This window comes from Pelagerythrobacter rhizovicinus, from assembly GCF_004135625.1.
In the GTDB taxonomy this organism is placed as follows: Bacteria; Pseudomonadota; Alphaproteobacteria; order Sphingomonadales; family Sphingomonadaceae; genus Pelagerythrobacter; species Pelagerythrobacter rhizovicinus.
This window is the reverse complement of the sequence record NZ_SDPV01000002.1, coordinates 772,148-793,678: the sequence shown is the minus strand read 5'-3', so window position 1 is coordinate 793,678 and position 21,531 is coordinate 772,148. Positions and strand designations below refer to the sequence as shown.

General features: G+C 67.8%; 25 protein-coding genes. 12 read left to right on the top strand and 13 right to left on the bottom strand.

Annotated elements, in window-relative coordinates; all coding sequences use genetic code 11:
* Positions 1-23: 23 nt before the first annotated feature.
* On the bottom strand, positions 24-533 hold the full coding sequence (locus tag ETX26_RS11690) for a hypothetical protein (RefSeq protein ID WP_129524849.1): 510 nt from the start codon (positions 531-533) through the stop codon (positions 24-26).
* A gap of 98 nt (positions 534-631) precedes the next feature.
* On the opposite strand from ETX26_RS11690, the gene ETX26_RS11685 reads away from it, so the two are divergent.
* The gene (locus ETX26_RS11685; protein WP_129524848.1) at positions 632-886 is read left to right on the top strand and encodes a hypothetical protein; all 255 of its coding nucleotides are present in this window, start codon (positions 632-634) and stop codon (positions 884-886) included.
* Positions 887-989: 103 nt separating this feature from the next.
* The gene (locus tag ETX26_RS11680) at positions 990-1,229 is read left to right on the top strand and encodes a DUF2171 domain-containing protein (RefSeq protein WP_129524847.1); all 240 of its coding nucleotides are present in this window, start codon (positions 990-992) and stop codon (positions 1,227-1,229) included.
* A 92-nt stretch (positions 1,230-1,321) separates the two neighbouring features.
* Here the strand turns inward: ETX26_RS11680 and ETX26_RS11675 are convergent, their stop codons facing one another.
* From ETX26_RS11675 to nadB, 7 genes are all read right to left on the bottom strand, one after another.
* Entirely contained in the window at positions 1,322-1,609 is a 288-nt protein-coding gene (locus ETX26_RS11675; protein WP_129524846.1) for a hypothetical protein, read from the bottom strand.
* Between the two features lies 1 nt (position 1,610).
* Positions 1,611-1,868 carry a DUF2442 domain-containing protein gene (locus ETX26_RS11670; RefSeq protein ID WP_129524845.1) on the bottom strand — a complete coding sequence of 86 codons (258 nt, stop codon included), beginning with the start codon at positions 1,866-1,868 and terminating at the stop codon, positions 1,611-1,613.
* Complete coding sequence (locus tag ETX26_RS11665; protein WP_129524844.1) at positions 1,861-2,112, bottom strand: DUF4160 domain-containing protein; 252 nt, start codon at positions 2,110-2,112, stop codon at positions 1,861-1,863. The genes ETX26_RS11670 and ETX26_RS11665 overlap by 8 nt, the downstream gene beginning before the upstream one ends.
* Before the next feature lie 67 nt (positions 2,113-2,179).
* Positions 2,180-4,219 carry a ribonucleoside-diphosphate reductase subunit alpha gene (locus ETX26_RS11660; RefSeq protein WP_129524843.1) on the bottom strand — a complete coding sequence of 680 codons (2,040 nt, stop codon included), beginning with the start codon at positions 4,217-4,219 and terminating at the stop codon, positions 2,180-2,182.
* Positions 4,220-4,709: 490 nt separating this feature from the next.
* A complete protein-coding gene (locus ETX26_RS11655; protein WP_225425753.1) occupies positions 4,710-5,603 on the bottom strand; it encodes an alpha/beta fold hydrolase in 894 nt (297 codons plus the stop codon).
* A gap of 50 nt (positions 5,604-5,653) precedes the next feature.
* The gene (locus tag ETX26_RS11650; protein ID WP_129524841.1) at positions 5,654-5,962 is read right to left on the bottom strand and encodes a GIY-YIG nuclease family protein; all 309 of its coding nucleotides are present in this window, start codon (positions 5,960-5,962) and stop codon (positions 5,654-5,656) included.
* Positions 5,963-6,038: 76 nt separating this feature from the next.
* Positions 6,039-7,616 (bottom strand): L-aspartate oxidase, encoded by a 1,578-nt coding sequence (nadB, locus tag ETX26_RS11645; protein WP_129524840.1) that lies wholly within the window; start codon positions 7,614-7,616, stop codon positions 6,039-6,041.
* Positions 7,617-7,690: 74 nt separating this feature from the next.
* Between nadB and ETX26_RS11640 the strand changes: the two genes are divergently transcribed.
* The 3 genes from ETX26_RS11640 to ETX26_RS11630 are packed head-to-tail and all read left to right on the top strand — an operon-like array spanning position 7,691 to position 9,669.
* The gene (locus ETX26_RS11640) at positions 7,691-8,515 is read left to right on the top strand and encodes an endonuclease/exonuclease/phosphatase family protein (protein ID WP_129524839.1); all 825 of its coding nucleotides are present in this window, start codon (positions 7,691-7,693) and stop codon (positions 8,513-8,515) included.
* A 4-nt stretch (positions 8,516-8,519) separates the two neighbouring features.
* A complete protein-coding gene (locus ETX26_RS11635) occupies positions 8,520-9,434 on the top strand; it encodes an alpha/beta hydrolase family esterase (RefSeq protein ID WP_165271759.1) in 915 nt (304 codons plus the stop codon).
* Positions 9,435-9,471: 37 nt separating this feature from the next.
* Positions 9,472-9,669 (top strand): hypothetical protein, encoded by a 198-nt coding sequence (locus tag ETX26_RS11630; protein WP_129524838.1) that lies wholly within the window; start codon positions 9,472-9,474, stop codon positions 9,667-9,669.
* 6 nt (positions 9,670-9,675) lie between these two features.
* Here ETX26_RS11630 and ETX26_RS11625 read toward each other — a convergent pair whose 3' ends face one another.
* Complete coding sequence (locus ETX26_RS11625; RefSeq protein WP_129524837.1) at positions 9,676-10,623, bottom strand: ABC transporter ATP-binding protein; 948 nt, start codon at positions 10,621-10,623, stop codon at positions 9,676-9,678.
* A 96-nt stretch (positions 10,624-10,719) separates the two neighbouring features.
* On the opposite strand from ETX26_RS11625, the gene ETX26_RS11620 reads away from it, so the two are divergent.
* From ETX26_RS11620 to ETX26_RS11600, 5 genes are all read left to right on the top strand, one after another.
* A complete protein-coding gene (locus ETX26_RS11620; protein WP_129524836.1) occupies positions 10,720-10,980 on the top strand; it encodes a zinc-finger domain-containing protein in 261 nt (86 codons plus the stop codon).
* A gap of 63 nt (positions 10,981-11,043) precedes the next feature.
* Positions 11,044-12,495, top strand: a complete 1,452-nt coding sequence (gene tldD / locus ETX26_RS11615; RefSeq protein WP_129524835.1) for a metalloprotease TldD — start codon at positions 11,044-11,046, stop codon at positions 12,493-12,495.
* Positions 12,496-12,550: 55 nt separating this feature from the next.
* Positions 12,551-12,979 (top strand): hypothetical protein, encoded by a 429-nt coding sequence (locus tag ETX26_RS11610; RefSeq protein WP_129524834.1) that lies wholly within the window; start codon positions 12,551-12,553, stop codon positions 12,977-12,979.
* A 3-nt stretch (positions 12,980-12,982) separates the two neighbouring features.
* Positions 12,983-13,387: a hypothetical protein gene (locus ETX26_RS11605; protein WP_129524833.1), complete on the top strand. Its 405-nt coding sequence runs from the start codon at positions 12,983-12,985 to the stop codon at positions 13,385-13,387.
* An 8-nt stretch (positions 13,388-13,395) separates the two neighbouring features.
* Positions 13,396-13,944, top strand: a complete 549-nt coding sequence (locus ETX26_RS11600; protein WP_129524832.1) for a DUF924 family protein — start codon at positions 13,396-13,398, stop codon at positions 13,942-13,944.
* Between the two features lie 4 nt (positions 13,945-13,948).
* On the opposite strand, the gene ETX26_RS11595 is transcribed toward ETX26_RS11600, so the two are convergent.
* From ETX26_RS11595 to ETX26_RS11585, 3 genes are all read right to left on the bottom strand, one after another.
* A complete protein-coding gene (locus ETX26_RS11595) occupies positions 13,949-14,923 on the bottom strand; it encodes an NAD(P)H-dependent flavin oxidoreductase (protein ID WP_129524831.1) in 975 nt (324 codons plus the stop codon).
* Positions 14,924-14,988: 65 nt separating this feature from the next.
* Entirely contained in the window at positions 14,989-16,413 is a 1,425-nt protein-coding gene (locus tag ETX26_RS11590) for a Na+/H+ antiporter NhaC family protein (protein ID WP_129524830.1), read from the bottom strand.
* The gene (locus ETX26_RS11585) at positions 16,410-17,561 is read right to left on the bottom strand and encodes a trans-sulfuration enzyme family protein (protein ID WP_129524829.1); all 1,152 of its coding nucleotides are present in this window, start codon (positions 17,559-17,561) and stop codon (positions 16,410-16,412) included. Before ETX26_RS11585 ends, ETX26_RS11590 begins: the two co-directional genes overlap by 4 nt.
* 202 nt (positions 17,562-17,763) lie before the next feature.
* On the opposite strand from ETX26_RS11585, the gene ETX26_RS11580 reads away from it, so the two are divergent.
* A complete protein-coding gene (locus ETX26_RS11580; RefSeq protein WP_129524828.1) occupies positions 17,764-18,945 on the top strand; it encodes a lipase family protein in 1,182 nt (393 codons plus the stop codon).
* Between the two features lie 68 nt (positions 18,946-19,013).
* On the opposite strand, the gene guaA is transcribed toward ETX26_RS11580, so the two are convergent.
* Positions 19,014-20,588: a glutamine-hydrolyzing GMP synthase gene (gene guaA / locus ETX26_RS11575; RefSeq protein WP_129524827.1), complete on the bottom strand. Its 1,575-nt coding sequence runs from the start codon at positions 20,586-20,588 to the stop codon at positions 19,014-19,016.
* Between the two features lie 344 nt (positions 20,589-20,932).
* On the opposite strand from guaA, the gene ETX26_RS11570 reads away from it, so the two are divergent.
* Positions 20,933-21,481 (top strand): class I SAM-dependent DNA methyltransferase, encoded by a 549-nt coding sequence (locus tag ETX26_RS11570; protein ID WP_165271758.1) that lies wholly within the window; start codon positions 20,933-20,935, stop codon positions 21,479-21,481.
* Positions 21,482-21,531: the final 50 nt, after the last annotated feature.

Genomic DNA, 21,531 nt, shown 5'->3' with positions numbered 1-21,531 from the left:
AGGGTGGGGATAACCGGGGGCAATCAAACCAGGAAGACGAGTGCGGCCACCACCGTACCCACGAGCGCGATTGCGCCGGCAAAGCCGAATATGGCTTCGACAGGTATCGTCGTCTCGGGCGGTCCGAAAGGGTCTGGCTCCGGAGCGTTCATCCGGCACCACAGGCCGAAGAGCATGCCGAGAATTCCCGCCCCCAGGAGGGCGATCTCCCATTCCCATTCTCGGCCGAGCGCGAACATCATCCCAGCCGCGCCGACGAGCAGGACGTTGATCAACGCGTTCAGCGCTATTGCGGACCAATCGATCGGCGCGGGCTCGTCGCCTATCGCGAAAAGATGGTCGCGATGCTCCTCGACGAGCATGTACCCGTCGCGCGCCAGCCGCCGTTCGAGCCGCTTGTTCAACCACCAATGGCGAAGGTGCGCCCAGGTCCCCGAAACAACAGGAGCGACCACCGCCAGCGCGACCCCGAACAGCATGGGGCCGGGAATTGCCCGGTAGACCTCGAGCAGATCCGGGAGTGGTTCGAACAACGGCACATAGCGAACCTACCGGCGGCGCGAGCCCGGTCAAGTGACCCGGAACGCGGCGGTACGGCTAGCCGTTGGTCGCTCGCGAAAGGAGAATTTCCATGGGCGAATACGAACCGGACGACAGTCGCAACGTCACTCTCAAGCCGGGGCCGGAGCCGGGCGGCATCGAACGGACCGGACCGCGCGAGGGCGAGACGCGGCAGGGCGGCAAGCGCGCGCAGGAGGGCGAGGTGCAGGACCTCAAGACCGGCGCGATCGGCGAGCGGCAGGCGCAGGCGGGCGAGCCGGTGGTCGGCGAGACCTCCGACGATCCGGCACGGCGGGCGAGGGCGGACGCCGAACGGCCGGTCTGATCCCGCGCCTCGAACGAGCCGTTCCTCGTGTGCGCTCAACTACGGAACGGGCCGCCGCCGCGCTCCGTTGGGAAGGTGTAAGCCAACCGCAAGGAGCGAGATCATGTTCGAGAAGATGCGTATCAAGGAACACATGGAAGTCGCCGACAGCAAGGGCCAGCACGTCGGCACGGTCGACGAGGTGGAGGACGACGCGATCAAGCTGACCCGCTCGGACAGCGCGGACGACATGCACCACTTCCTCGCGATCGACGACATCGAGAAGATCGACGACAACCGCATCTACCTGAAGGAAACGGCGCGCATCCCGGCGGGTCCGGGTACGAACGCCGCGACCGCCTGAGGGATAACCGCCGATCCGCTGCGCCGGCAACGGCAGCAGCGAAGAGCCCCCGGCCCGCCAGCTCGGCGGCCGGGGGTTCTGCTATCCGCGCCTCACTTGCGGGACCTCGAGCCGAACCACGACCCACCGCCCAACACCGTGATCCCGAGGAAGAACCCGAAGTCGTACCACCCGCCGCCGTTCGGGACCGCGTAGACCGCGATGTCGGGATCGAACAGCGAGCCGATCCAGGCGAACGGGAAGACGAACCCGTGCCACAGCCCCCAGAGGAAGCCTGGCGCGCCCGGGTCCTGCGAAACGCCCGCGTCGACTTGCGATGCGCAGGCGGAGAGGAGGAGTAGAACGAGAAGCGCCCCACCCGTCAGCGACGCCTTGCGCATGTCAGTTCGCCATCGCCGCGGATTGCGGACGGAAAGCCTTGTGCCCCATCAGAATGCCGCGCACCGAAATATCTTCGTCGATCTCGTCCCAGTGCATTCCGCTCGCCGAAAGTTCGACTTTTTCGAGTTGCTCACGCGTGGCGCTCATTAGGCGCGGATACCAGGCGATGGGGACCCCTATGACGCGGCCGTCGCTGAGCGTCACCCAGAAGCTCGCTTCATCGAACCGAACCTCCTTCGGCTCGGGAAATTCAGTCATTTCCGGTAAAGTACCCATTCCAAGCCGCCTCTATCCGTTCGCGATTCTCGATCACTTGCTGCGCGAGACGTCGTAGCACGATTCCGCTGAAACCCCGATTATATGCCACGCTGACGAAGGGGCGAAGCCAGAACTTCGCCTCGCTTCCATCTTTCCGGACATGGACATGCGGCGGTTCGAGCGGAGTGCCTTCCTCCGAATAGAAGTAAAAGCGATACCCGCGCCAGTCGAAGACCTTCGGCATCGCTTCGTCCCTCACGCTTCCGCGCCTGCGGCGCTCCCTCCCTCTCCCGGGGGGAGAGGGATAAGGTTCACTGGCAGGCCAGGCATTCCTCGTAGTCGGTCTGTTCGCCGGCGCTGAGCTCGTACTTGGCCGCGTCGGGGGTGTTGTCGGCCTCGACGCCCCCGGCGAAGCCGGCGCGCTGAACGGACTTCGACCGCAGGTAGTAGAGCGACTTGATGCCCTTCTCCCACGCCTGGAAGTGGAGCATCATCAGGTCCCACTTGTCGACGTCGGCCGGGATGAACAGGTTCAGGCTCTGCGCCTGGTCGATGTAGGGCGTGCGGTCGGCCGCGAATTCGAGCAGCCAGCGCTGGTCGATCTCGAAGCTGGTCTTGAAGGTCGCCTTTTCTTCCGGCGTCAGGAAGTCGAGGTGCTGGACCGAGCCGCCGCGCTCGAGGATCGAGTTCCACACGTTGGTCGAATCCTTCGACTTCTCGCGCAGGATCTTCTCGAGATATGGGTTCTTGACCACGAACGAGCCCGAGAGCGTCTTGTGCGTGTAGATGTTCGCCGGGATCGGCTCGATGCAGGCCGACGTGCCGCCGCAGATGATCGAGATCGATGCGGTCGGCGCGATCGCCATCTTGCAGCTGAAGCGCTCCATTGCGCCCATGTCCTCGGCATCGGGGCAGGGCCCGCGCTCTTTCGCCAGCATCATCGAGGCCTCGTTGGCCTTGGCGTTGACGTGCTTGAACATCTTGAGGTTCCACACTTTCGCCATCGGGCTTTCGAAGCCGATGCCCTTCGACTGAAGGAACGAGTGGAAGCCCATCACGCCCATGCCGACGCTGCGTTCGCGCATGGCCGAATACTTCGCCCGCGCCATTTCCGGCGGCGCACGGTCTATATAGTCCTGCAGCACGTTGTCGAGGAAGCGCATCACGTCTTCGATGAAGAGCTTGTCGCCTTCCCACTCTTCCCACTTTTCCAGGTTGAGCGAGGACAGGCAGCAGACCGCCGTGCGGTCGTTGCCGAGATGGTCGCGGCCGGTCGGCAGGGTGATTTCCGAACAGAGGTTCGAGGTCGAGACCTTGAGGCCCAGCTCGCGGTGATGCTTGGGCATCATCCGGTTCACCGTGTCGGAGAAGACGATGTAGGGCTCGCCGGTGGCAAGCCGCGTCTCGACCAGCTTCTGGAACAGGCTGCGCGCGTCGACCGTCTTGCGCACGCTGCCGTCGCGCGGGGAGACGAGATCGAAGGTCTCGCCGGCGCGCACCGCTTCCATGAACTCGTCGCTCACCAGCACGCCGTGGTGCAGGTTGAGCGCCTTGCGGTTGAAATCACCCGAAGGTTTGCGGATCTCGAGGAATTCCTCGATCTCGGGGTGCGAGATGTCGATGTAGCAGGCGGCCGAGCCGCGCCGCAGCGAGCCCTGGCTGATCGCCAGCGTCAGGCTGTCCATCACCCGCACGAAGGGGATGATGCCGCTGGTCTTGCCGTTGAGGCCGACCGGCTCCCCGATCCCGCGTACCTGGCCCCAGTAGGTGCCGATGCCACCGCCGCGGCTGGCGAGCCAGACGTTCTCGTTCCAGGTGCCGACGATCCCTTCCAGGCTGTCCTCGACCGAGTTGAGGTAGCAGGAGATCGGCAGGCCGCGGTTGGTGCCGCCGTTCGACAGCACCGGCGTCGCGGGCATGAACCACAGCTTCGAGATATAGTCGTAGAGCCGCTGCGCGTGGTCCTGGTCGTCGGCATAGGCGTCGGCGACGCGGGCGAAGAGGTCCTGGAACTTCTCGCCCGGCAGCAGGTAGCGGTCGACCAGCGTTTCCTTGCCGAATTCGGTCAGCAGCGCATCGCGCGATTCGTCGATCGCGATGTCGAACCGGCGGTCGAGGATCTTCTTCGAATCGTGCTGCTCGGCAGTGGCCTTGGCCGCTTCGGCCATGGCGCCGGCGATCGCCTCGCCCGCCTTCTCCGCGACGAGCTGCTCGCTGCCCTTGTCCGACTTGTCCATCTTCATCGCCGCCTTCCCGGGCTTGGCGTTCGCGAGGGTTTCGTCACCCTCGAGCGTCACGCCGTCCGTCTGATCGAGTCCCATCGCCGCATCGTCCCCGGTTCTGAAATCCATGTTCGCCCCACCCGTTCTCGCGCCATTCGGACAATCGCGCCGCCGGCGCGATGTTCCGCTTCCGTTCGATTCGGCGGAAGCCTGCCTCCCGCCTAGCATTTCCCGGCGAACGGGGGGCAATTACTTATCCCCCGATCCGCCCCGGCCCGGGCTCTTGCGAGGGTGTTTCCGAGACCGGTCGCCGCCTGCGCCCCTTGGGGCGTATCCTCGGTGGAAACACGATCTAGTGGGTCCCCCCGCGTTCCTGACCACTAGATACTGAATCACCCGCGAGTCGGGTGCAAGGGGTTAAATGGCTCGAAACCATTGCGGAGCGAGGTGTCCTATCCGCCTGCCACACCGCGACGCGTGGGAACTCCTTGGGTCTGCGCGGGTGCAAGCCCCAAAATGAATCCGTGAAAAAATTTATATGCGGAAAGTGGGTATCGCCGGCCTTTGAATCAATCGAATCGGGCCGCGCAATTTCGTGGCGCCGCGCGGCCATCCGGTGTCATGCCGCGGCGGCCAATCGGGTATGCCCGGCGATGGCGTCGGCGATCGGCTCGACCAGCTCGAGCGGCAGGTCGTGGCCCATGCCTGGGAAGCTCCGCAGCGTGGCGCCGGGGATCGACGCGGCGGTGTCCTTCCCGCCCGGGAACGGGACGAGCGGATCGTCCTCCCCGTGAATCACCAGCGTCGGCGCGGTCACGCCTTTGAGCCGCGCGCGCCGGTCGCCGTCCGCGAGGATGGCGGCGAGCTGGCGCGAGAGTCCTTCGGGGTAATAGCTGCGCCGCACGCCGGCGGTGACGTTGGCGCGCAGCCGCGCCTCGTCGGGCGGGTAGCCGGGGCTGCCGATCGTGCGCGCGATTTTCATGCCGTGCGCGATCAGGACTTCCTCGTCGTCCGACACGGGGCGCTTGGTCAGAACCTCGATCGCCTGCTTCTGCGCGGCCGGCAGGCGGCGGTTGCCGGTGGTCGACATGATCGAAGTGAGCGAGAGCACCCGCTCCGGGTACGTGAAGGCGATATGCTGCGCGATCATCCCGCCCATGCTCGCGCCGACCACGTGCGCCTTTTCGATCCCGAGCGCGTCGAGCAGCCCGACGCCGTCCGCGGCCATGTCGGCCAGGGTATAGGGAACGCGCGGGGTCAGGCCGAGCCGGCCGAGCAGCATGAGCTTGAGAACGCCCGGCGCCTTCACGCCGTCGAGCTTGTGGCTGAGCCCGATGTCGCGGTTGTCGTAGCGGATCACGCGGAAACCCCGCGCCACCAGCGCCTCGACCAGCTCGATCGGCCACAAGGTCAGCTGCGCGCCGAGCCCCATGACCAGCAGCACCGGCGGATCGCCCGGGTTGCCGTAATCCTCGTATTCCAGCGTGATGCCGTTGGCGGTGATTTGTGTCACTCGTGTTCTCCCCCCGTCCGTCATTCCCGCGAACGCGGGAACCCAGAGCGTCAGAGCGGATCGAAGCCGAATTGCTCCGCCAGATCAAGCCAGCGCGGATTATCCTGCTCGATCAGTTCGAGCTTCCAGGCCCGCCGCCACTTCTTGATCCGCTTCTCTCGGACGATGGCGTCTTCCATCGTGCCGTGGTGTTCGAACCAGACGAGCCGGTGGACGGCATATTGCTTGGTGAAGCCGCCGAAGGTGCCCTCACGGTGCTGGTGGATGCGGGCGATCAGATCGGAGGTCACACCCGTGTAAAGCGTGCCGTTTCGCTGCGAGGCGAGCAGGTAGACGGTCGGCAGCCGATCGCGCGTCACCGCGAGTTACCTCTCCTGGGTTCCCGCTTTCGCGGGAATGACGGGTTAGATAGGCTGTGCGGGGGAAGGTGGATATTCACGGCACCAGCACCGTGTCGCGCGCCTCCGTCAGTGTCTCCGGGTAATCCAGCGTGAAATGCAGGCCGCGGCTTTCGTGGCGCTTGAGGGCGCTGCGGACGATCAGGTCAGCGCACTGGTGCAGGTTGCGCAGTTCGATCAGGTCTGTCGTGACGCGGAAGGAGCCGTAGTAGTCCTCGATTTCCTGCGCGAGCAGTTCGATCCGGTGCTGCGCGCGTTCGAGGCGCTTGGTGGTGCGCACGATGCCGACGTAGTTCCACATCATCCGCCGGATCTCGGTCCAGTTCTGCTTGATGACGACTTCCTCGTCGGAATCGGTCACGCGGCTTTCGTCCCACTCGCGGATCGGCGGCGGGTCGTCGAGCCGGTCCCAGCATTCGGCGATGTCGCGGGCGGCCGCATCGCCGAAGACGAAGCATTCGAGCAGGCTGTTGGAGGCGAGGCGGTTGGCGCCGTGGAGGCCGCTTTCGGTGCATTCGCCCGCGGCCCACAGGCCCGGCAGGTCGGTGCGCGCGTCGAGGCCCACCGGAATCCCGCCGCAGGTATAGTGTTGCGCGGGCACGACCGGGATCGGCTCCTTCGTCATGTCGATGCCGAGGCCGAGCAGCTTCTCGTGGATCGTCGGGAAGTGCTGGCGCACGAATTCGGGCGGCTTGTGGCTGATGTCGAGATGGACGCAGTCGAGGCCGTAGCGCTTGATCTGGTCGTCGTTGGCGCGGGCGACGATATCGCGCGGGGCGAGCTCGGCGCGCGGATCGTAGTCGGGCATGTAGCGGTGCCCGGTCTCCGGATGGAGCAGGTGCCCGCCTTCGCCGCGCACGGCCTCGGTAATGAGGAAGTTCTTGACCTCGAGATTGTAGAGGCAGGTCGGGTGGAACTGCATCATCTCCATGTTGGCGACCCGGCACCCGGCGCGCCAGGCCATGGCGATGCCGTCGCCGGTCGCGCCGCGCGGGGCGGTCGAGAACTGGTAGACGCGGCCCGCGCCGCCGGTCGCCAGCACGGTCGCGCGGGCGACATGGGCGACCACCTTGCCGCTGGCCTCGTCGAGCGCATAGGCGCCCCAGACGCGGCCGGAACCGGAGAACGTCTGCTGGTTGCGCCCGGTGATCAGGTCGATGCACGCCTGGCCGGGCAGGAGCGTGACGTTGGGATGCGCCTCGGCCGCCTTGAGCAGCGCCTCCTGCACCGCCCAACCGGTCGCGTCGTTCACGTGGACGATGCGGCGGTGCGAGTGGCCGCCCTCACGGGTCAGGTGCAGGTCGCCGCTCTCGCGGTTGAACGGTACGCCGAGCTCGACCAGCCGGTCGATCGCGTGCGGCGCGCGTTCGATCACGAACTCGACGGTCTCGCGCCGGTTGAGGCCCGCGCCGGCGACCATCGTGTCTTGGATGTGGTGCTCGAAGGTGTCGCCCGCGTCGAGCACGGCGGCGATCCCCCCCTGCGCCCAGGCGGTACTGCCGCCGGTCAGCGACCCCTTGGCGAGGACCAGCACTTTCTTCGTTTCGGCGAGAGCGAGGGCCGCGCTGAGCCCGGCGGCGCCCGAGCCGATGACGAGGATATCGGTATCGTTCATGGCACTTCTGTTGCACAGCGCGCGGCGGGGCGACAGAGAGGATTCGATGAGGGTCGTGAAGAGGAATCATCGCCATGGGTGAAGCACGATTTGGCCGCCGCGCGGTGCTCGCGGGGGTGGCGGCGCTTCCGCTCGCGGCCTGCGCGCCGGGTCTTGCAGGCGGAGCGACGGGGCGCCTGCGGGTCGCGACGTTCAACATCTGGCACGACGCCGGCGGCAACTGGCCGGTGCGGCTGGAGCTGCTGACGTCGGCGCTGCGATCGGTCGACGCCGACGTGATCGCGCTGCAGGAAGTGCTCGAGGATGCGGGCAGGGGCCTGCCCAACCAGGCCGACACGATCGCGGCCGAGCTCGGCTATCCCGAAGTGCACTTCGTCGCCGTCGAGCCCGAGGGTGCGCCCAAGCGCTACGGCAATGCGATCCTCACCCGCCTGCCGGTGATCGAGGTCGCGCGGCGCAAGCTGGAGCCGCTGTCCGACTACCGCACCGCGATCCGCGTGCGGGTGCAGGCCGAGGCCGGGCCGGTCGACGTGGTCGGCACGCATCTCGCGTGGAAGCCCGACCAGGGCCCGGTGCGCGCGCAGCAGCTCGCCGACCTGCTGGCCTGGCTGGCGGACGACGGGACGCCGCTGATCGTGATGGGCGACTTCAACGCGCCGCTCGACGATCCCGGCCTCAGGGCAATGGGCCCGCCGCGGTTCGAGACGGCGCTGCCGCCCGGCACGGCTGAGACGACGCTCAACACCGCGCGCGGCCACAAGCCGCGGGTGATCGACCATATCTTCGCCGAGCGCTCGGCCTTCACCGTCGCCGATGCCCGCGTGATCGGCGACCGGGCGGTGGACGGTGAGTACCCGTCCGACCACTTCGGCGTCGCTGCCACCCTGACGAGGCGCTGATCCGATGACGCTTGCCCGCCTTGCCGCCTGCTTCGTCTTCATGCTCGGCCTCGCCGCTCTCGCGCAGCCCGCCGCCGCCGCGCCCGTCTGCGCGATCGGCGCGCCGGGCACGACCCAGCGCGTCGCGGTGGGCGAGACCGGGCGGACCATGTTGATCCACGTTCCGGTCGGCGTGGAGCGCGTGCGCGGCCTGCCGCTCGTGTTCCTGCTGCACGGCAGCGGCGGCACGGGCGCCGCGATGCTCGAAAGCTCCGGGCTGGCCGCGACGTCCGATCATCACGGCTTCCTGCTCGCCGCGCCCGATGCCGGCATTCCGGTCGACAAGGGCTTCGTGTGGAACATCCCCGGCGTGCCCACGATCACCGGCGCGATTCCGACTGCCGACGATCCCGACGACGTCGCCTTCCTTACCGCCGCGATCGACTGGCTGACGGAGAGCGGGTGCGTCGATCCCGAGCGGGTCTATGCGACCGGGCTCTCGGGCGGCGGGCGGATGACGTCGTGGCTCGGCTGCGTCGCCTCCGACCGCTTCGCGGCGATCGCGCCGGTCGTGGGGCTGCGTGCGGGCAATCCGCTGCCCTCCGATCCGCAGCGCCCCGACCCGGCGACGTGTCAACCCGAAAACCCGATGCCGGTGCTGGCATTCGCCGGCGAGACCGACACGGTCAATCCGGTCGCCGGCGGCGGCGCGGGATACTGGCAGTATTCGATGGACGCGGCGCTCGCCCGCTGGGCCCAGCTCGGCGATTGCCGCACCGGGCCGGAGACCGCTGCCCTCTCGGAAACGGTCGAGGAGCAGCGCTACGGCCGATGCCGGGGCCGGGCGCAGGTGATCGGCCGAGTGACCGAGGGCCGGGGCCACGAATGGGTCGCCGACAACGAGGCGATGTGGTATTTCTTCTGGCGTCATCGCCGCTGAGGCGCACCGCGGCATTGCGGCAAAGGGGATCGGGGACATGAAGAGTTCGGATTCGAAGGCGGAACGGCTGCGGAAGGAACGCGACGCGGCCGAGCACGACAAAGCGATCATGCAGCGCCTGCTCAACCGCGCCGCCTCGGAAATCGAGGATCTGGCCGATGCCGACTGCGAGGACGAAGCCAAGGACCGCGCACTCCAGGCGGCGCGCCGCTTCCGCCGGGCCGCCGCCCCCTAGCCGGCCCTAGGGCGTGGCGGTGAGCTGGACGAACACGTCCTCCAGATCCGGCTCGCGGGTGGTCACGTCCTCGATCGCATAGCCGTGCGACTGGATGCGCGCGAGGACCTGCCCGGCACTCGCCTTGTCGCGGTCGTACGTGATCTCCAGCGTGCGCGGGTCGAGCGCCTCGGCCTTGACGAAGCCCTCGTCGATCGGCGGTCCGGCGAGATCCCGGTCGAGCGTGACCCGCACGATCTTCTCGCGCGCCATGCCGACCAGCTCGCGGGTCGGCTTGTTGGCGATCAGCTTGCCGCGGTTGATGATCGCGATCCGGTCGCAGAGCTGCTCGGCTTCCTCGAGGTAGTGGGTCGTCAGGACCACGGTGACGCCGCGCCGGTTGAGATCGGTCACCAGTTCCCACAATTGCCGCCGCAGCTCCACGTCGACCCCGGCGGTCGGCTCGTCGAGCACCAGGATCGGCGGCGAGTGGACCATCGCCTTGGCAATCAGCAGCCGCCGCTTCATCCCGCCCGACAGCGTGCGCGCATAGGCATCGCGCTTGTCCGCCAGGTGCACGGCGGCGAGCAGTTCCTCGCTGCGCCGGTCGCGCTTGCCGATGCCGTAGAAGCCGCCCTGGTTCTCGAGCACTTCGAACGGAGTGAAGAACGGGTCGAAGACGATTTCCTGCGGGACGATGCCGATCATCCGCTTGGCGTTGCGCGGGTTCCGGTCGATGTCGAAGCCCCAGATCTCGGCGCTGCCGCCGGTCTTTCGCACGAGCCCGGCGAGAATGTTGATCAGCGTCGACTTGCCCGCCCCGTTGGGGCCGAGCAGGCCGAAGATCTGCCCCTGCGGAACGTCGAAGCTGACCCCGTCGAGCGCGAGCTTGCCCGGCTCGCCCTTCTCCCCGGCGTAGCGTTTGGTCAGGTCGCGGATCGCGATTGCGGGTTCGGCAGCGGGGGAGGTCGTCATGGCGCCCCACTTGGCGTTCGGCGGGCGATCCGTAAAGGGTGTGACGCTGTGCAGGCCCAGTTGCGCGCGGGCGCGCTTCGGATTATCGGCGGGCCCATGGACATTCCACCGCCCGAAGTGACCCTGGTCGATCATCGCCGCGTTCAGTGCGACGGCGCGCAAGCCATCCGCGGCGGCGACCGCTATCGCCCCTCCGCGCTCGGCCATCCCCGCGTCTGGCTGGAGATCGACGAGCACGGCTACGTCGACTGCGGCTATTGCGACCGCCGCTTCGTGCTGCGCGGCGGCCCGGCCGACGGCGCCGCGCAGGCCGCGCTGGAGGATATCTCCGCCGGAAGCGATCCCGGCCACCGCTGACGGCCCTGCTACTGCTGACGGGTCGCGGCTGACATTCGCGCGGGCATGCCTATATCGCACGCCATGACCCTATCAGCCGACTTCCGAGCCGATCCCCAAGCCGATCCGCGCGCCTTCCTCTACGGCGAGGGCAGGCTCGACCCCGAACGCGCGCCCGCGCTCGCGGCCGAGATGCTCAAGAGCTGCGACGACGGCGAGCTCTACCTGCAATACACCGCGCGCGAGGCGCTGGCGTTCGAGGACGGGCGGCTCAGGACCGCGGACTATGCGCGCGATTCGGGCTTCGGCCTGCGCGGCGTCTCGGGCGAGACGACCGGCTTCGCCCATGCCAACGAGATCAGCGATGCGGCGATCCGCCGCGCGGGCGAGACGCTGCAACTGCTCGATCCGACCGCAAACGCGCTCGCAGCGCCTCCGCGCCGGAGCAACCGCCACCTCTATACCGCCGACAACCCGCTCGATGCCGTGCCCTTCGCGGAAAAGGTCCGGCTGCTGCAGGCGGTCGACGCCGCCGCCCGCGCGCGTGATCCGCGGGTGGTGCAGGTCAATGCCAGCCTGCTGGCGAGCTGGAGCGTGGTCGAGATCGTCCGGCCCGACGGCTTCGTCGCGACCGACGTCCGGCCGCTGGTGCGTCTCAACGTCGGCGTGGTCGCCGAAGCGAACGGCCGGCGCGAGCGTGGCAGCTTCGGCTTCGGCGGGCGCCACCTCTACGATCCGCTGTTCGAGCCTGCCGGCTGGGGCCGCGCGGTGGACGAGGCGGTGCGCCAGGCGCTGGTCAACCTCGACAGCGTGGACGCGCCGGCGGGCGAGATGACCGTGCTGCTCGGCCCCGGCTGGCCCGGCGTCCTGCTGCACGAGGCGGTTGGCCACGGGCTCGAAGGCGATTTCAACCGCAAGGGCACGAGCGCCTTTTCCGGCCGCATCGGGGAGCGCGTCGCTGCGCCCGGCGTGACGGTGGTCGACGACGGCTCGATCCGCGACCGGCGCGGCTCGCTCTCGATCGACGACGAGGGCACGCCGACGGCCGAGACCGTGCTGATCGAGGACGGCATTCTCAAGGGCTATATGCAGGATCGGCTGAACGCGCGGCTGATGGGCGTCGAGGCGACCGGCAACGGCCGCCGCGAAAGCTATCAGCACGCACCGATGCCGCGCATGACCAACACGTTCATGCGCGCCGGCAGCGACGATCCGACCGAGCTGCTCGGCCGGGTGAAGAACGGCATCTACGCGAAGAGTTTCGGCGGCGGGCAGGTCGATATCGTCTCGGGGAAGTTCGTGTTCTCCTGCACCGAGGCCTACAAGGTCGAGAACGGCGTGATCGGCGCGCCGATCAAGGGCGCGACGCTGATCGGCGACGGGCCGAGTGTGCTGACCCGCGTGTCGGGGATCGGCAACGATCTCGCGCTCGACGAAGGCGTGGGCGTGTGCGGAAAGGGCGGGCAGAGCGTGCCCGCCGGGGTGGGGCAGCCGACGCTGCTGGTCGACCGGCTCACCGTGGGCGGAACAGCCTGACGCGGCTGCGCCGCCGCTCATCGCGCATTCACGCCGGATGTGCTATAAGGGTGGCATGATCGGTACGAAGTCCATTTCGCTCTTGCTGGCACCGCTCGCGCTCGCCGGCACGGTTTCCGCTTCCGCGGAGGAGCCGACGCGCGGCGAGGCGAAGCTCGCCGAAATTCTGGAAGGTCGCGTGGCCGGCGAGCCGGTTAATTGCCTGAGCGAGTCGCAGCGCGACTCGATCCAGATCGTCGACGGAACCGCGATCGTGTTCCGCGACGGCGGCACGTTGTGGGTGAACCGGCCGGCCGGCGCGCAGTTTCTCTCGCGCAGCGACCTGCCGGTGTTCCACCAGTTCAGTTCGCAGCTCTGCCGTCTCGATCAGGTCGAACTGCGCGATCGGCTCGGCAGCGGCACCATGCCCGGACCAAGGCTGGCGCTCGGTGACTTCGTCCCATACACCAAGGCGGACGATCAGGAGGCCGCCGAAGGAGGCTGACCGATGAAAACAGCAACCCTCACCCTCATTGGCGCGATCGCCGCGGGCGCCCTGTTCGCAGCGCCGGCCGCGGCCGAGGAAGCGCCGTCCAAGGGGCAGGCGGAACTCGCCAAGCTGCTCGAAGGCCGCGTGGCGGGGGAACCGCAGAACTGCGTCCAGAGCTTTCCCAACACGCATATGCGCGTGATCGACGGCACCGCAATCGTGATCGAGCGGGGCAGCACGGTCTACGTCAATATTCCGCAGCATCCCGAATCGCTCGACGACGACGACGCGCTGAAAATCCGCAGGACCGGCAGCCAGCTCTGCAGGTCGGACATCGTGACGACCTTCGATCGCACGGGCGGGTTCTACACTGGCAATATCTTCCTCGGCGACTTCGTCCCTTACAAGAAGGTCGAAGGCTGATCTGACGCATGACCGCCGCCCCGCGCCGCTGGGCGGCGGAACTGCTCCATCTCTGGTTTCACAGGCTCGGCCCGGCCGACTGGTTCGGGGGCGCCGCCGAGGTCGACGCGCTGCTGCGCCGCCGCTTCGCACGCGAGTGGCATGCGCTGCGGCACCGGCCTGCGCGCGAGTTCCTGACCGATCCGCTGACCGCACAAGCCGCGGTGCTGCTGTTCGATCAAGTGCCGCGCAATCTCTTCCGCGACGATCCGCGTGCGTTCGCCTCCGACGGGCTCGCGCTTGCCATTGCCCGGGGCATGATCGCCCGCGGCTGGCACGAGCGCCTGCCCCCGCGGATGCGCGCCTTCGCCGGCATGCCGCTGATGCACAGCGAGGCGATCGCCGACCAATTGGCCTCGCTGCGCTTCTTCGCGTGCGAGCCGGAGAATCGTGCCTTCGCCGTCAGCCATCACCGGATGATCGCCCGCTTCGGCCGTTTCCCGCACCGCAACCGGGTGCTCGGCCGCCGCTCGACCCCGGCGGAGAAGCACGCGGTGGCGCAGGGCTTCGCCTGGTAGCGACTCAGGCGCGGCGCAGCGCGTCCATCCGGCCGATGATCTCGCTCGCCTGGCGCATGATCCTCTCGATCAGCTCCTGGCACGTCGGAATGTCGTAAACGAGCCCGGCGACCATGCCGCAGCTCCACGCGCCGCGATCCATCTCGCCCTCCTTCATTATCGAGGGATAGACGCCGGCGACCTCCTCGATGATGTCCTCGAACTTGAGATCCGCGCCGAGTTCGCGCTCCTTCTCCAGCAAGCGCTCGACCGCGGCGTTGTTGAGCACGCGCTCGGTGTTGCGCAGCGGACGCATGACCAGCCGCGTGTCGAGCTCGCTCGCGGCGAGGATCGCCTGCTTCACGTTGTCGTGCACCGGAGCTTCCCTGGTCGCGATGAAGCGCGTGCCCATGTTCATGCCCGCCGCGCCGAACGCGAGGCTGGCGACGAGGCTGCGCCCGTCGGCCATGCCACCGCTCGAGACGAAGGGAATTTCCAGCTCGTCCGCCGCGCGGGGCAGGAGGATGAAATTCGGCACGTCGTCCTCGCCCGGATGCCCGCCGCACTCGAACCCGTCGACCGACACCGCGTCGCACCCGATCGACTGCGCCTTCAGCGCGTGGCGCACGCTGGTGCACTTGTGGATCACCCTGATCCCGGCGTCCTTCAGGTACGGCAGCACGGCCTGCGGGTTGTTGCCCGCGGTTTCGACCACCGTGACCCCGCCTTCGATGATCGCGCGGACGTAGCCCGGATAATCGGGCGCGTTGACCGTCGGCAGGAACGTCAGGTTCACGCCGAAGGGCCTCTCGGTCATGTCCCGGCAGCGCGCGATCTCGTTGGCCAGGTCGTCCGGCGTCTTCTGCGTGAGCCCGGTGATGATTCCGAGCCCGCCGGCATTCGACACCGCCGCCGCCATCTCCGCCAGCCCGACGAAGTGCATGCCGCCCTGGATGATCGGATGCTCGATCCCGAACATCTCGGTGATCGCGGTTTTCATGGTGTGTCCTCTCCTGTCAGCGGGCGTGTGCGGGTGACCTGTCGCAATTCCGGAGGGGTGGCAAGTCAGCTCGCCGGCTTCAGCCCCTTGCCCGTCAGGCGGAAGCGCAGGGCCATCAGGAGGCTGAAGACCGGACCGAGCCAGCAGAACACCGCCCAGGGCGCATAGGCGAGAGTCGCGACGCCGAGCGTGGAGGCCATGAACAGGCCGGAGACGGTCCAGGGCATCAGCGGCTCGGTGATGGTGACCGAATCGGCCAACGCGCGGCTGAGGTTTACGGGGGCGAGGTCGCGTTCGGCGTAGGACGGGCGGAACAGGCCGCCGACGACCAGCGAGGTGACGCCGCCGTGGCTCGTCATCCCCACCATCGTCGCGCCCCCCGCCATGGTCGCGGCCACCAGCCCGAAGGCGCCGCGCACCGCACTCAGCAGCCGCGCCAGCAGCGTGTCGAGCGCGCCCGAGACTTCCATCCCTGCGGCCAGCAGGAAGGCGGCCAGGATGAAGATCAACGTCGGCGCCATGGCATAGAGGCCGCCACGCTCGACCAGGCCGGTCAGTTGCCCGCTCACCGCGGCGCCCGGCGCCACCTGATCGAGCGCGAAGCCGGCGACGAACGCGTGCACGCCGGCGGCGGCGGGGAACCCGTTGACCGTGACCCCGATCACGAGCGCCACCAGGGCCGAGGCGATAATCACCGGTGCCGGCGGGTAGCGCAGCGCGATCCCACCGATGGCTACCGCGAGCGGCAACGCGGCCCAGAAGCCGGGTTCGAAGAGTCCGACGAGCTCGGTGCGGATCGCCGCGGCCGGATTCGCGCCGGTCAGCGCCGCGCCGGGCGCGAACAGCGCGAAGACGGCGAGCGCGATCAGCGCGGGCGGCAGACTGGTCGGCAGCATGTGGCGGATATGCGCGTAGAGCTCCGCCCCGGCGCCGATCGCGGTGATGTTGGTCATGTCCGAGATCGGCGAGAGCTTGTCGCCGAAATAGGCGCCCGAAACGACTGCGCCGGCGATCGGCGCGAGCGGCAGGCCCATGGCCTCGGCCGCGCCCATCAGCGCGACGCCGATGGTGCCCGCCGAGCCCCACGAGGTGCCCGAGACGACCGACATCACCGCCGTCGCGAGAAATGCCGTCAGCGCCATCCATTCGGGGCTGATGAGATCGATCCCGAGCACCACCAGCAGCGGGATCGTGCCCGCGAACATCCAGCTTCCCAGCAAGGCGCCGATGCTGAGCAGGATGAGCACGGCCGGCAGCGCCTCGGCCAGCAGCCGCCCGGCCGCGGCCTGGACCTCCGCCCAGCCGTGCCCGCGAGCCCGCGCGATCCCGGCCGCGACAGCCGCGGCGAAGAGCAGCGCCAGCAGCAAGGGCTCGCCGCCGAACCCGAACACGGCGGCCCCGCCGACTCCGGCTGCGAACAACGCGGCGATCGGCGCCAGCGCGAGAGCCAGCGGCAGCGGGCCACGCTCGGTCCGTTCGTGTTCGCTCATGCCAGTGCCTGCTCCAGATCGGAAATCAGGGCCTCGGCGCCTTCGAGTCCGACCGAGAAGCGCAGCAGCGTGCGCGGCATGCGGCCGTCGTGGTCCGGCCCCGGATCGGTCCGGTGCGCGCTCGACACGAGGCTTTCAACGCCGCCCCAGCTTATCGCCTTGCCGAACAGGCGCAGGCGATTGCCGAACGCGAGCGCCGCGGCATGATCGGGCAGGTCGAACTCGGCGGAGAGCAGGCCCGAATGGCCGCGCATCTGCCGAGCGAACAGCGCTGCCTGCTCGCCTTCCGCCAGCGCCGGATGGAACACCCGCCGGACCTTCGGATGATCCGCGAGGAAGCGCGCGACCGCGAGCGCATCGGCATGCTGCCGCGCCAGCCGCGCAGGCAAAGTCGCCAGCCCGCGCAGGAGCAGCCAGGCGTCGAACGGCGCCATCACCGCGCCCGTCAGCATGTAGCCGCGCCGGAACACGCACTCGACGAGCTCGGCCGAGCCCGCGACCGCGCCGCCGAGCGTATCCGAATGTCCGCCGACGTACTTGGTCAGCGAATGGAGCACGAGATCGCAGCCCATCGTGAGCGGCTTCTGCAGCAGCGGGGTCGCGACGGTGTTGTCGATCGCGGTCAGGATACCGCGCGCCTTCGCGATCGCGCAGATTTCCGCAATCGGCAGCAGCTCGAATCGCATCGAACCGGGGCTTTCGAAGTAGATCAGCTTGGTCGCCGGTGTCAGCGCCGCTTCGATCTCTTCGATCCCGGCGGCGAAGCACCGGCTGTGCGTGACGCCGTAGTCCTCCAGCCGCTGGGCGAACTCGATCGTCGGGCCGTAGATGTCGCCGCAGAACAGCACATGATCGCCCTCGGCCAGCAGCGCGAAGAGGGTGGCCGAGATCGCCCCCATGCCGCTGGCGAAGCACTTGGCGGCTTCGGCGCCCTCGAGCCGCGCGAGCGTCTCTTCCAGCTCGCGCACGGTCGGGTTGGTGCCGCGCGAATAGACGCAGACCTCGTTCTCGCGCGCCTGCGCGCCGTGCAGCTCCTCGAGCGTTTCGAAGCGGAACAGCGAGGCTTGCACGATCGGCGGCATGACCGGCCCCGCGACATCGCCGGCGCGCAGGCAGATCAGCTCATCCTCCGCATCGATCGGATTCATCGGCGCCAAACTCCCCTCTACCTCGCAAGCGTCATGCGGCGCATCGACGAGATTGCACTGCGGCGCAAGTCGGCCCGGCAGGTCGCCGCACCGAAAAATTGGCAGTGATCTCCTTGCCGGGGCCATGCGAGCGTGCAAGGTTGCTCCGCACACGATGCGGCCTCCGGCGCCTCGGTGAGGCCATCTCGGAAAGGGGGAAACCATGACCCGACGCAGCGCACCCTTGGCCGTCCTGCTGGCCTTGGCCGTCCTGGCCGGCATTCCGGGAACGAGCACCGGCCAGGATCAACGCGCGCCGGTTCATCCGGCGGAAGGATCATGGATCACCAACCCGCCGGGCAGCATAGCCCGCGCCGATCCGCTCGACCTTCCGGTGCCGGGCGCCCGCGCGTGGCGGGTGCTGTACCGGTCGAGCGGTGCCAGGGGAGAGCAGATCGAGGTTTCCGGAGTCATCGTCGCGCCGGACCGGCCGCCGCCGCCGAATGGATGGCCGACGGTGGCGTGGGCTCATCCGACCACCGGCATCGCCAGCAAGTGCGCGCCGTCGCGCGGGCATCATTTCGAGAAAACCGTTCCCAACCTCGCCGAGCTCGTGCGGCGCGGCTACGTGGTTGCGGCAACCGATTACGAGGGCCTCGGGACCGAAGGCGTCCATCCCTACCTCGTCGGGTCCAGCGCTGCGCAGACCGTTCTCGACTCCGTGCGCGCAGCACGCTCGCTTGCGGGGGCCGGATCGGAGTTCGTCGTATGGGGGCACTCGCAAGGAGGTCATGCCGCGCTCTGGACCGGGGAGTTGGCGGCCAGCTATGCTCCCGATCTGACGCTGCTCGGCGTCGCCGCCGCCGCACCAGCGACCGAACTGGCCCACCTTTTCGAGGACGATCTGGACACGGAGGGTGGCAAGGCTTTCACTGCCCTGGCGCTCCTGTCCTGGTCGAAAGTCTACGACATCGATCTCTCTGCGATCGTGGAACCCAAAGCCGTGCCGGGCGTGCGGTTGATCGGCGACGGCTGCATGACCAACGCGCTGGGGTTGCTGGTCGACGGTCTCGGCCTGCACCTGTTGCCGCACAACGTCCTGCGCGCCGACCCCACCCGGGTATCGCCGTGGCGCGAGATCATCGCGCGCAATACGCCGACGTCGGTGGGGCAGGGCGTGCCGGTGCTCATCGCTCAGGGGACAAAGGATACGATCATCGCGCCCGCCGTAAGCCGCGACTTCGCGCGCCGGCTCTGTAGCCAGGGCACGTCGACTCACTTGATCGAGATGGAAGCCGATCATCTCGGCATCGCCAAGCTGAGTGCCGACAGGGTGGCCGACTGGATCGACGCACGTTTCGCGCGGGCAGAACCCCAGCGCGGCTGCCTCGTGCCGTCAGAATGACGACAGCGGGCCCTTGCGCCGCGCGCCGGACCGACAGGCGGGTAGCGCGCTAAGCTGCCGGCGCGGCTTCATTCCCATTCGATCGTGCCGGGGGGTTTCGAGGTGTAGTCGTAGACCACCCGGTTGATGCCCTTTACCTCGTTCACGATGCGCGTGGCGACGCGGGTGAGGAACTGTGCGTCGAAGGGGTAGACGTCTGCGGTCATTCCATCGGTGCTGGTCACCGCGCGCAGGCCGCAGACGCTGTCGTAGGTGCGGCCGTCGCCCATCACGCCAACGGTCTTGACCGGCAGCAACACGGCGAAGGCCTGCCAGATCGCGTCGTAGAGGCCGGCGGCGCGGATCTCCTCGAGATAGATCGCGTCGGCCTTGCGCAGGATGTCGCAACGCTCCTTGGTCACTTCGCCGGGAATGCGGATGGCAAGGCCGGGCCCGGGGAAGGGATGCCGGCCGACGAAGACCTCGGGCAGCCCCAACTCGCGGCCCAGCACGCGGACTTCGTCCTTGAACAGTTCGCGCAGGGGTTCGACCAGCGCCATGTTCATCCGCTCGGGCAGGCCGCCGACGTTGTGATGGCTCTTGATCGTCACCGACGGTCCGCCGGTGAAGCTGACGCTTTCGATCACGTCCGGATAGAGCGTGCCTTGCGCGAGAAAATCGGCACCGCCGATCTTCTTCGCCTCGGCTTCGAACAGGTCGATGAAGGCCTTGCCGATGAACTTGCGCTTCGCTTCCGGGTCGCTGACCCCGGCGAGGCCGGTCAGGAACATGTCCTCCGCGTCGACGTGGACGAGCGGGATGTTGTAGTGATCGCGGAACAGCGTGACGACCTGTTCCGCCTCGTTCATTCGCATCAGGCCATGATCGACGAAGACACAGGTGAGTTGCTCGCCGATCGCCTCGTGGATCAGCACTGCGGCCACCGCGCTGTCGACACCGCCGGAAAGGCCGCAGATGACCTTGCCATCGCCGACCTGCGCTCGGATCTCCTCGATTTTGGTCCTGCGGAACTCGGCCATCGTCCAGTCGCCGGCGAGACCGCAGACGTGGCGTACGAAATTGGCGAGCAGGCGTGCGCCATCGGGGGTGTGGACGACTTCCGGATGGAACTGGGTGCCGTAATACTTGCGCTCTTCGTCGGCGATGACGGCGAAGGGCGCTCCGTCGCTGACGGCGACGATCTTGAAGCCGTCGGCGAAGCGGGTGACCTTGTCGCCGTGGCTCATCCACACCTGGTGGCGCTCGCCGACCTGCCACAGGCCTTCGAACAGGGCGCAGTCCTCGGTCACGGTGAGAAAGGCGCGGCCGAACTCGCCGCCTTCGCCCGTCTCGTGCCCGGGACGGACCTCGCCGCCGAGCTGATGCGTCATGACCTGCTGGCCGTAACAGATGCCGAGGATCGGCAATCCGCTGTCGAACAGGACCTGAGGCGCGCGCGGGCTGCCTTCCTCCGGCACCCCGGCCGGCGAGCCGGAGAGGATGATCCCCTTGGGCTTCAAGCGATGGAATGCATCCTCCGCCTCGGTGAACGGCGCAATTTCGGAGTAGACGCCGGCCTCGCGCACCCGGCGCGCGATCAACTGGGTCACCTGACTGCCGAAGTCAACGATGAGAATGGAATCGGGGAGATGCTGCGGGTCCATGGAAAGCCCGTTAAGGTCCCGCTCCAAAACTGGCAATGGGCCTGCCCGCCATGTAGAAGTCCGGCAGCAAGAAGGGGAGAATACCGATCGCCGATCACGGAGCCGCATTCAGCCAGCACGTCATCCGTTTCCCGCGCGAGAGCGGACGGGATCTCCAGCAGAACCAGGCCTTCTTCTACCTGATAGAAGATGGCGAGGACAAACGGATCAAGTTCCACGACTACGCAGCGATCTACGATCGGCCCGGGCTCTACGAACAACTGTTCTACGAACGCCTGCGTTGCACCAGCCCTGCCGTGGTGGTCTCGCGGCTGGCGGGGGCCGTGCGGCATGCGGGGGAGAGTGTGGAGACTCTGCGGGTGCTCGATCTCGGTGCCGGCAACGGGATCGTTTCCGACGAACTGAAGAAATTCGGCGTCGCGCGCCTGGTCGGGCTCGACATCATCGAGAGCGCGCGGGAGGCGGCGCTGCGAGACCGGCCGGCGGGGTACGACGAATACTTCGTCGCCGACATGACGAACCCCGATGCGGAGACCAGTAGCGCACTGGAAGAATGGCGGCTCGATGCGCTGACCTGCGTGGCTGCGCTCGGTTTCGACGACATTCCGGCCGCCGCCTTCGTCACGGCGATGGAGACGATCGCCGAAGATGGATGGCTGGCGTTCAACATCAAGACCGATTTCCTGCAGAAGGCCGACAAGGGCGGCTTCGCGGCGCTCGTCAAGGCGTTGCTCGATCACGATCTCGTCGAGCTGCATCTGCTTGAGCGCTATCGTCATCGTCTCTCGATCGACGGCGAATGGCTCGAATATTTCGTGCTCGTCGCGAAGAAACGCGGGCCGCTGCCTCCCGATATCATCAGCCGTTTCGCCGGGTCTGCGGCATCGCAGTGACGTGCAGCATCATTGCTGCATAGTTTGCACCACTGTACGTAAATTGGCGG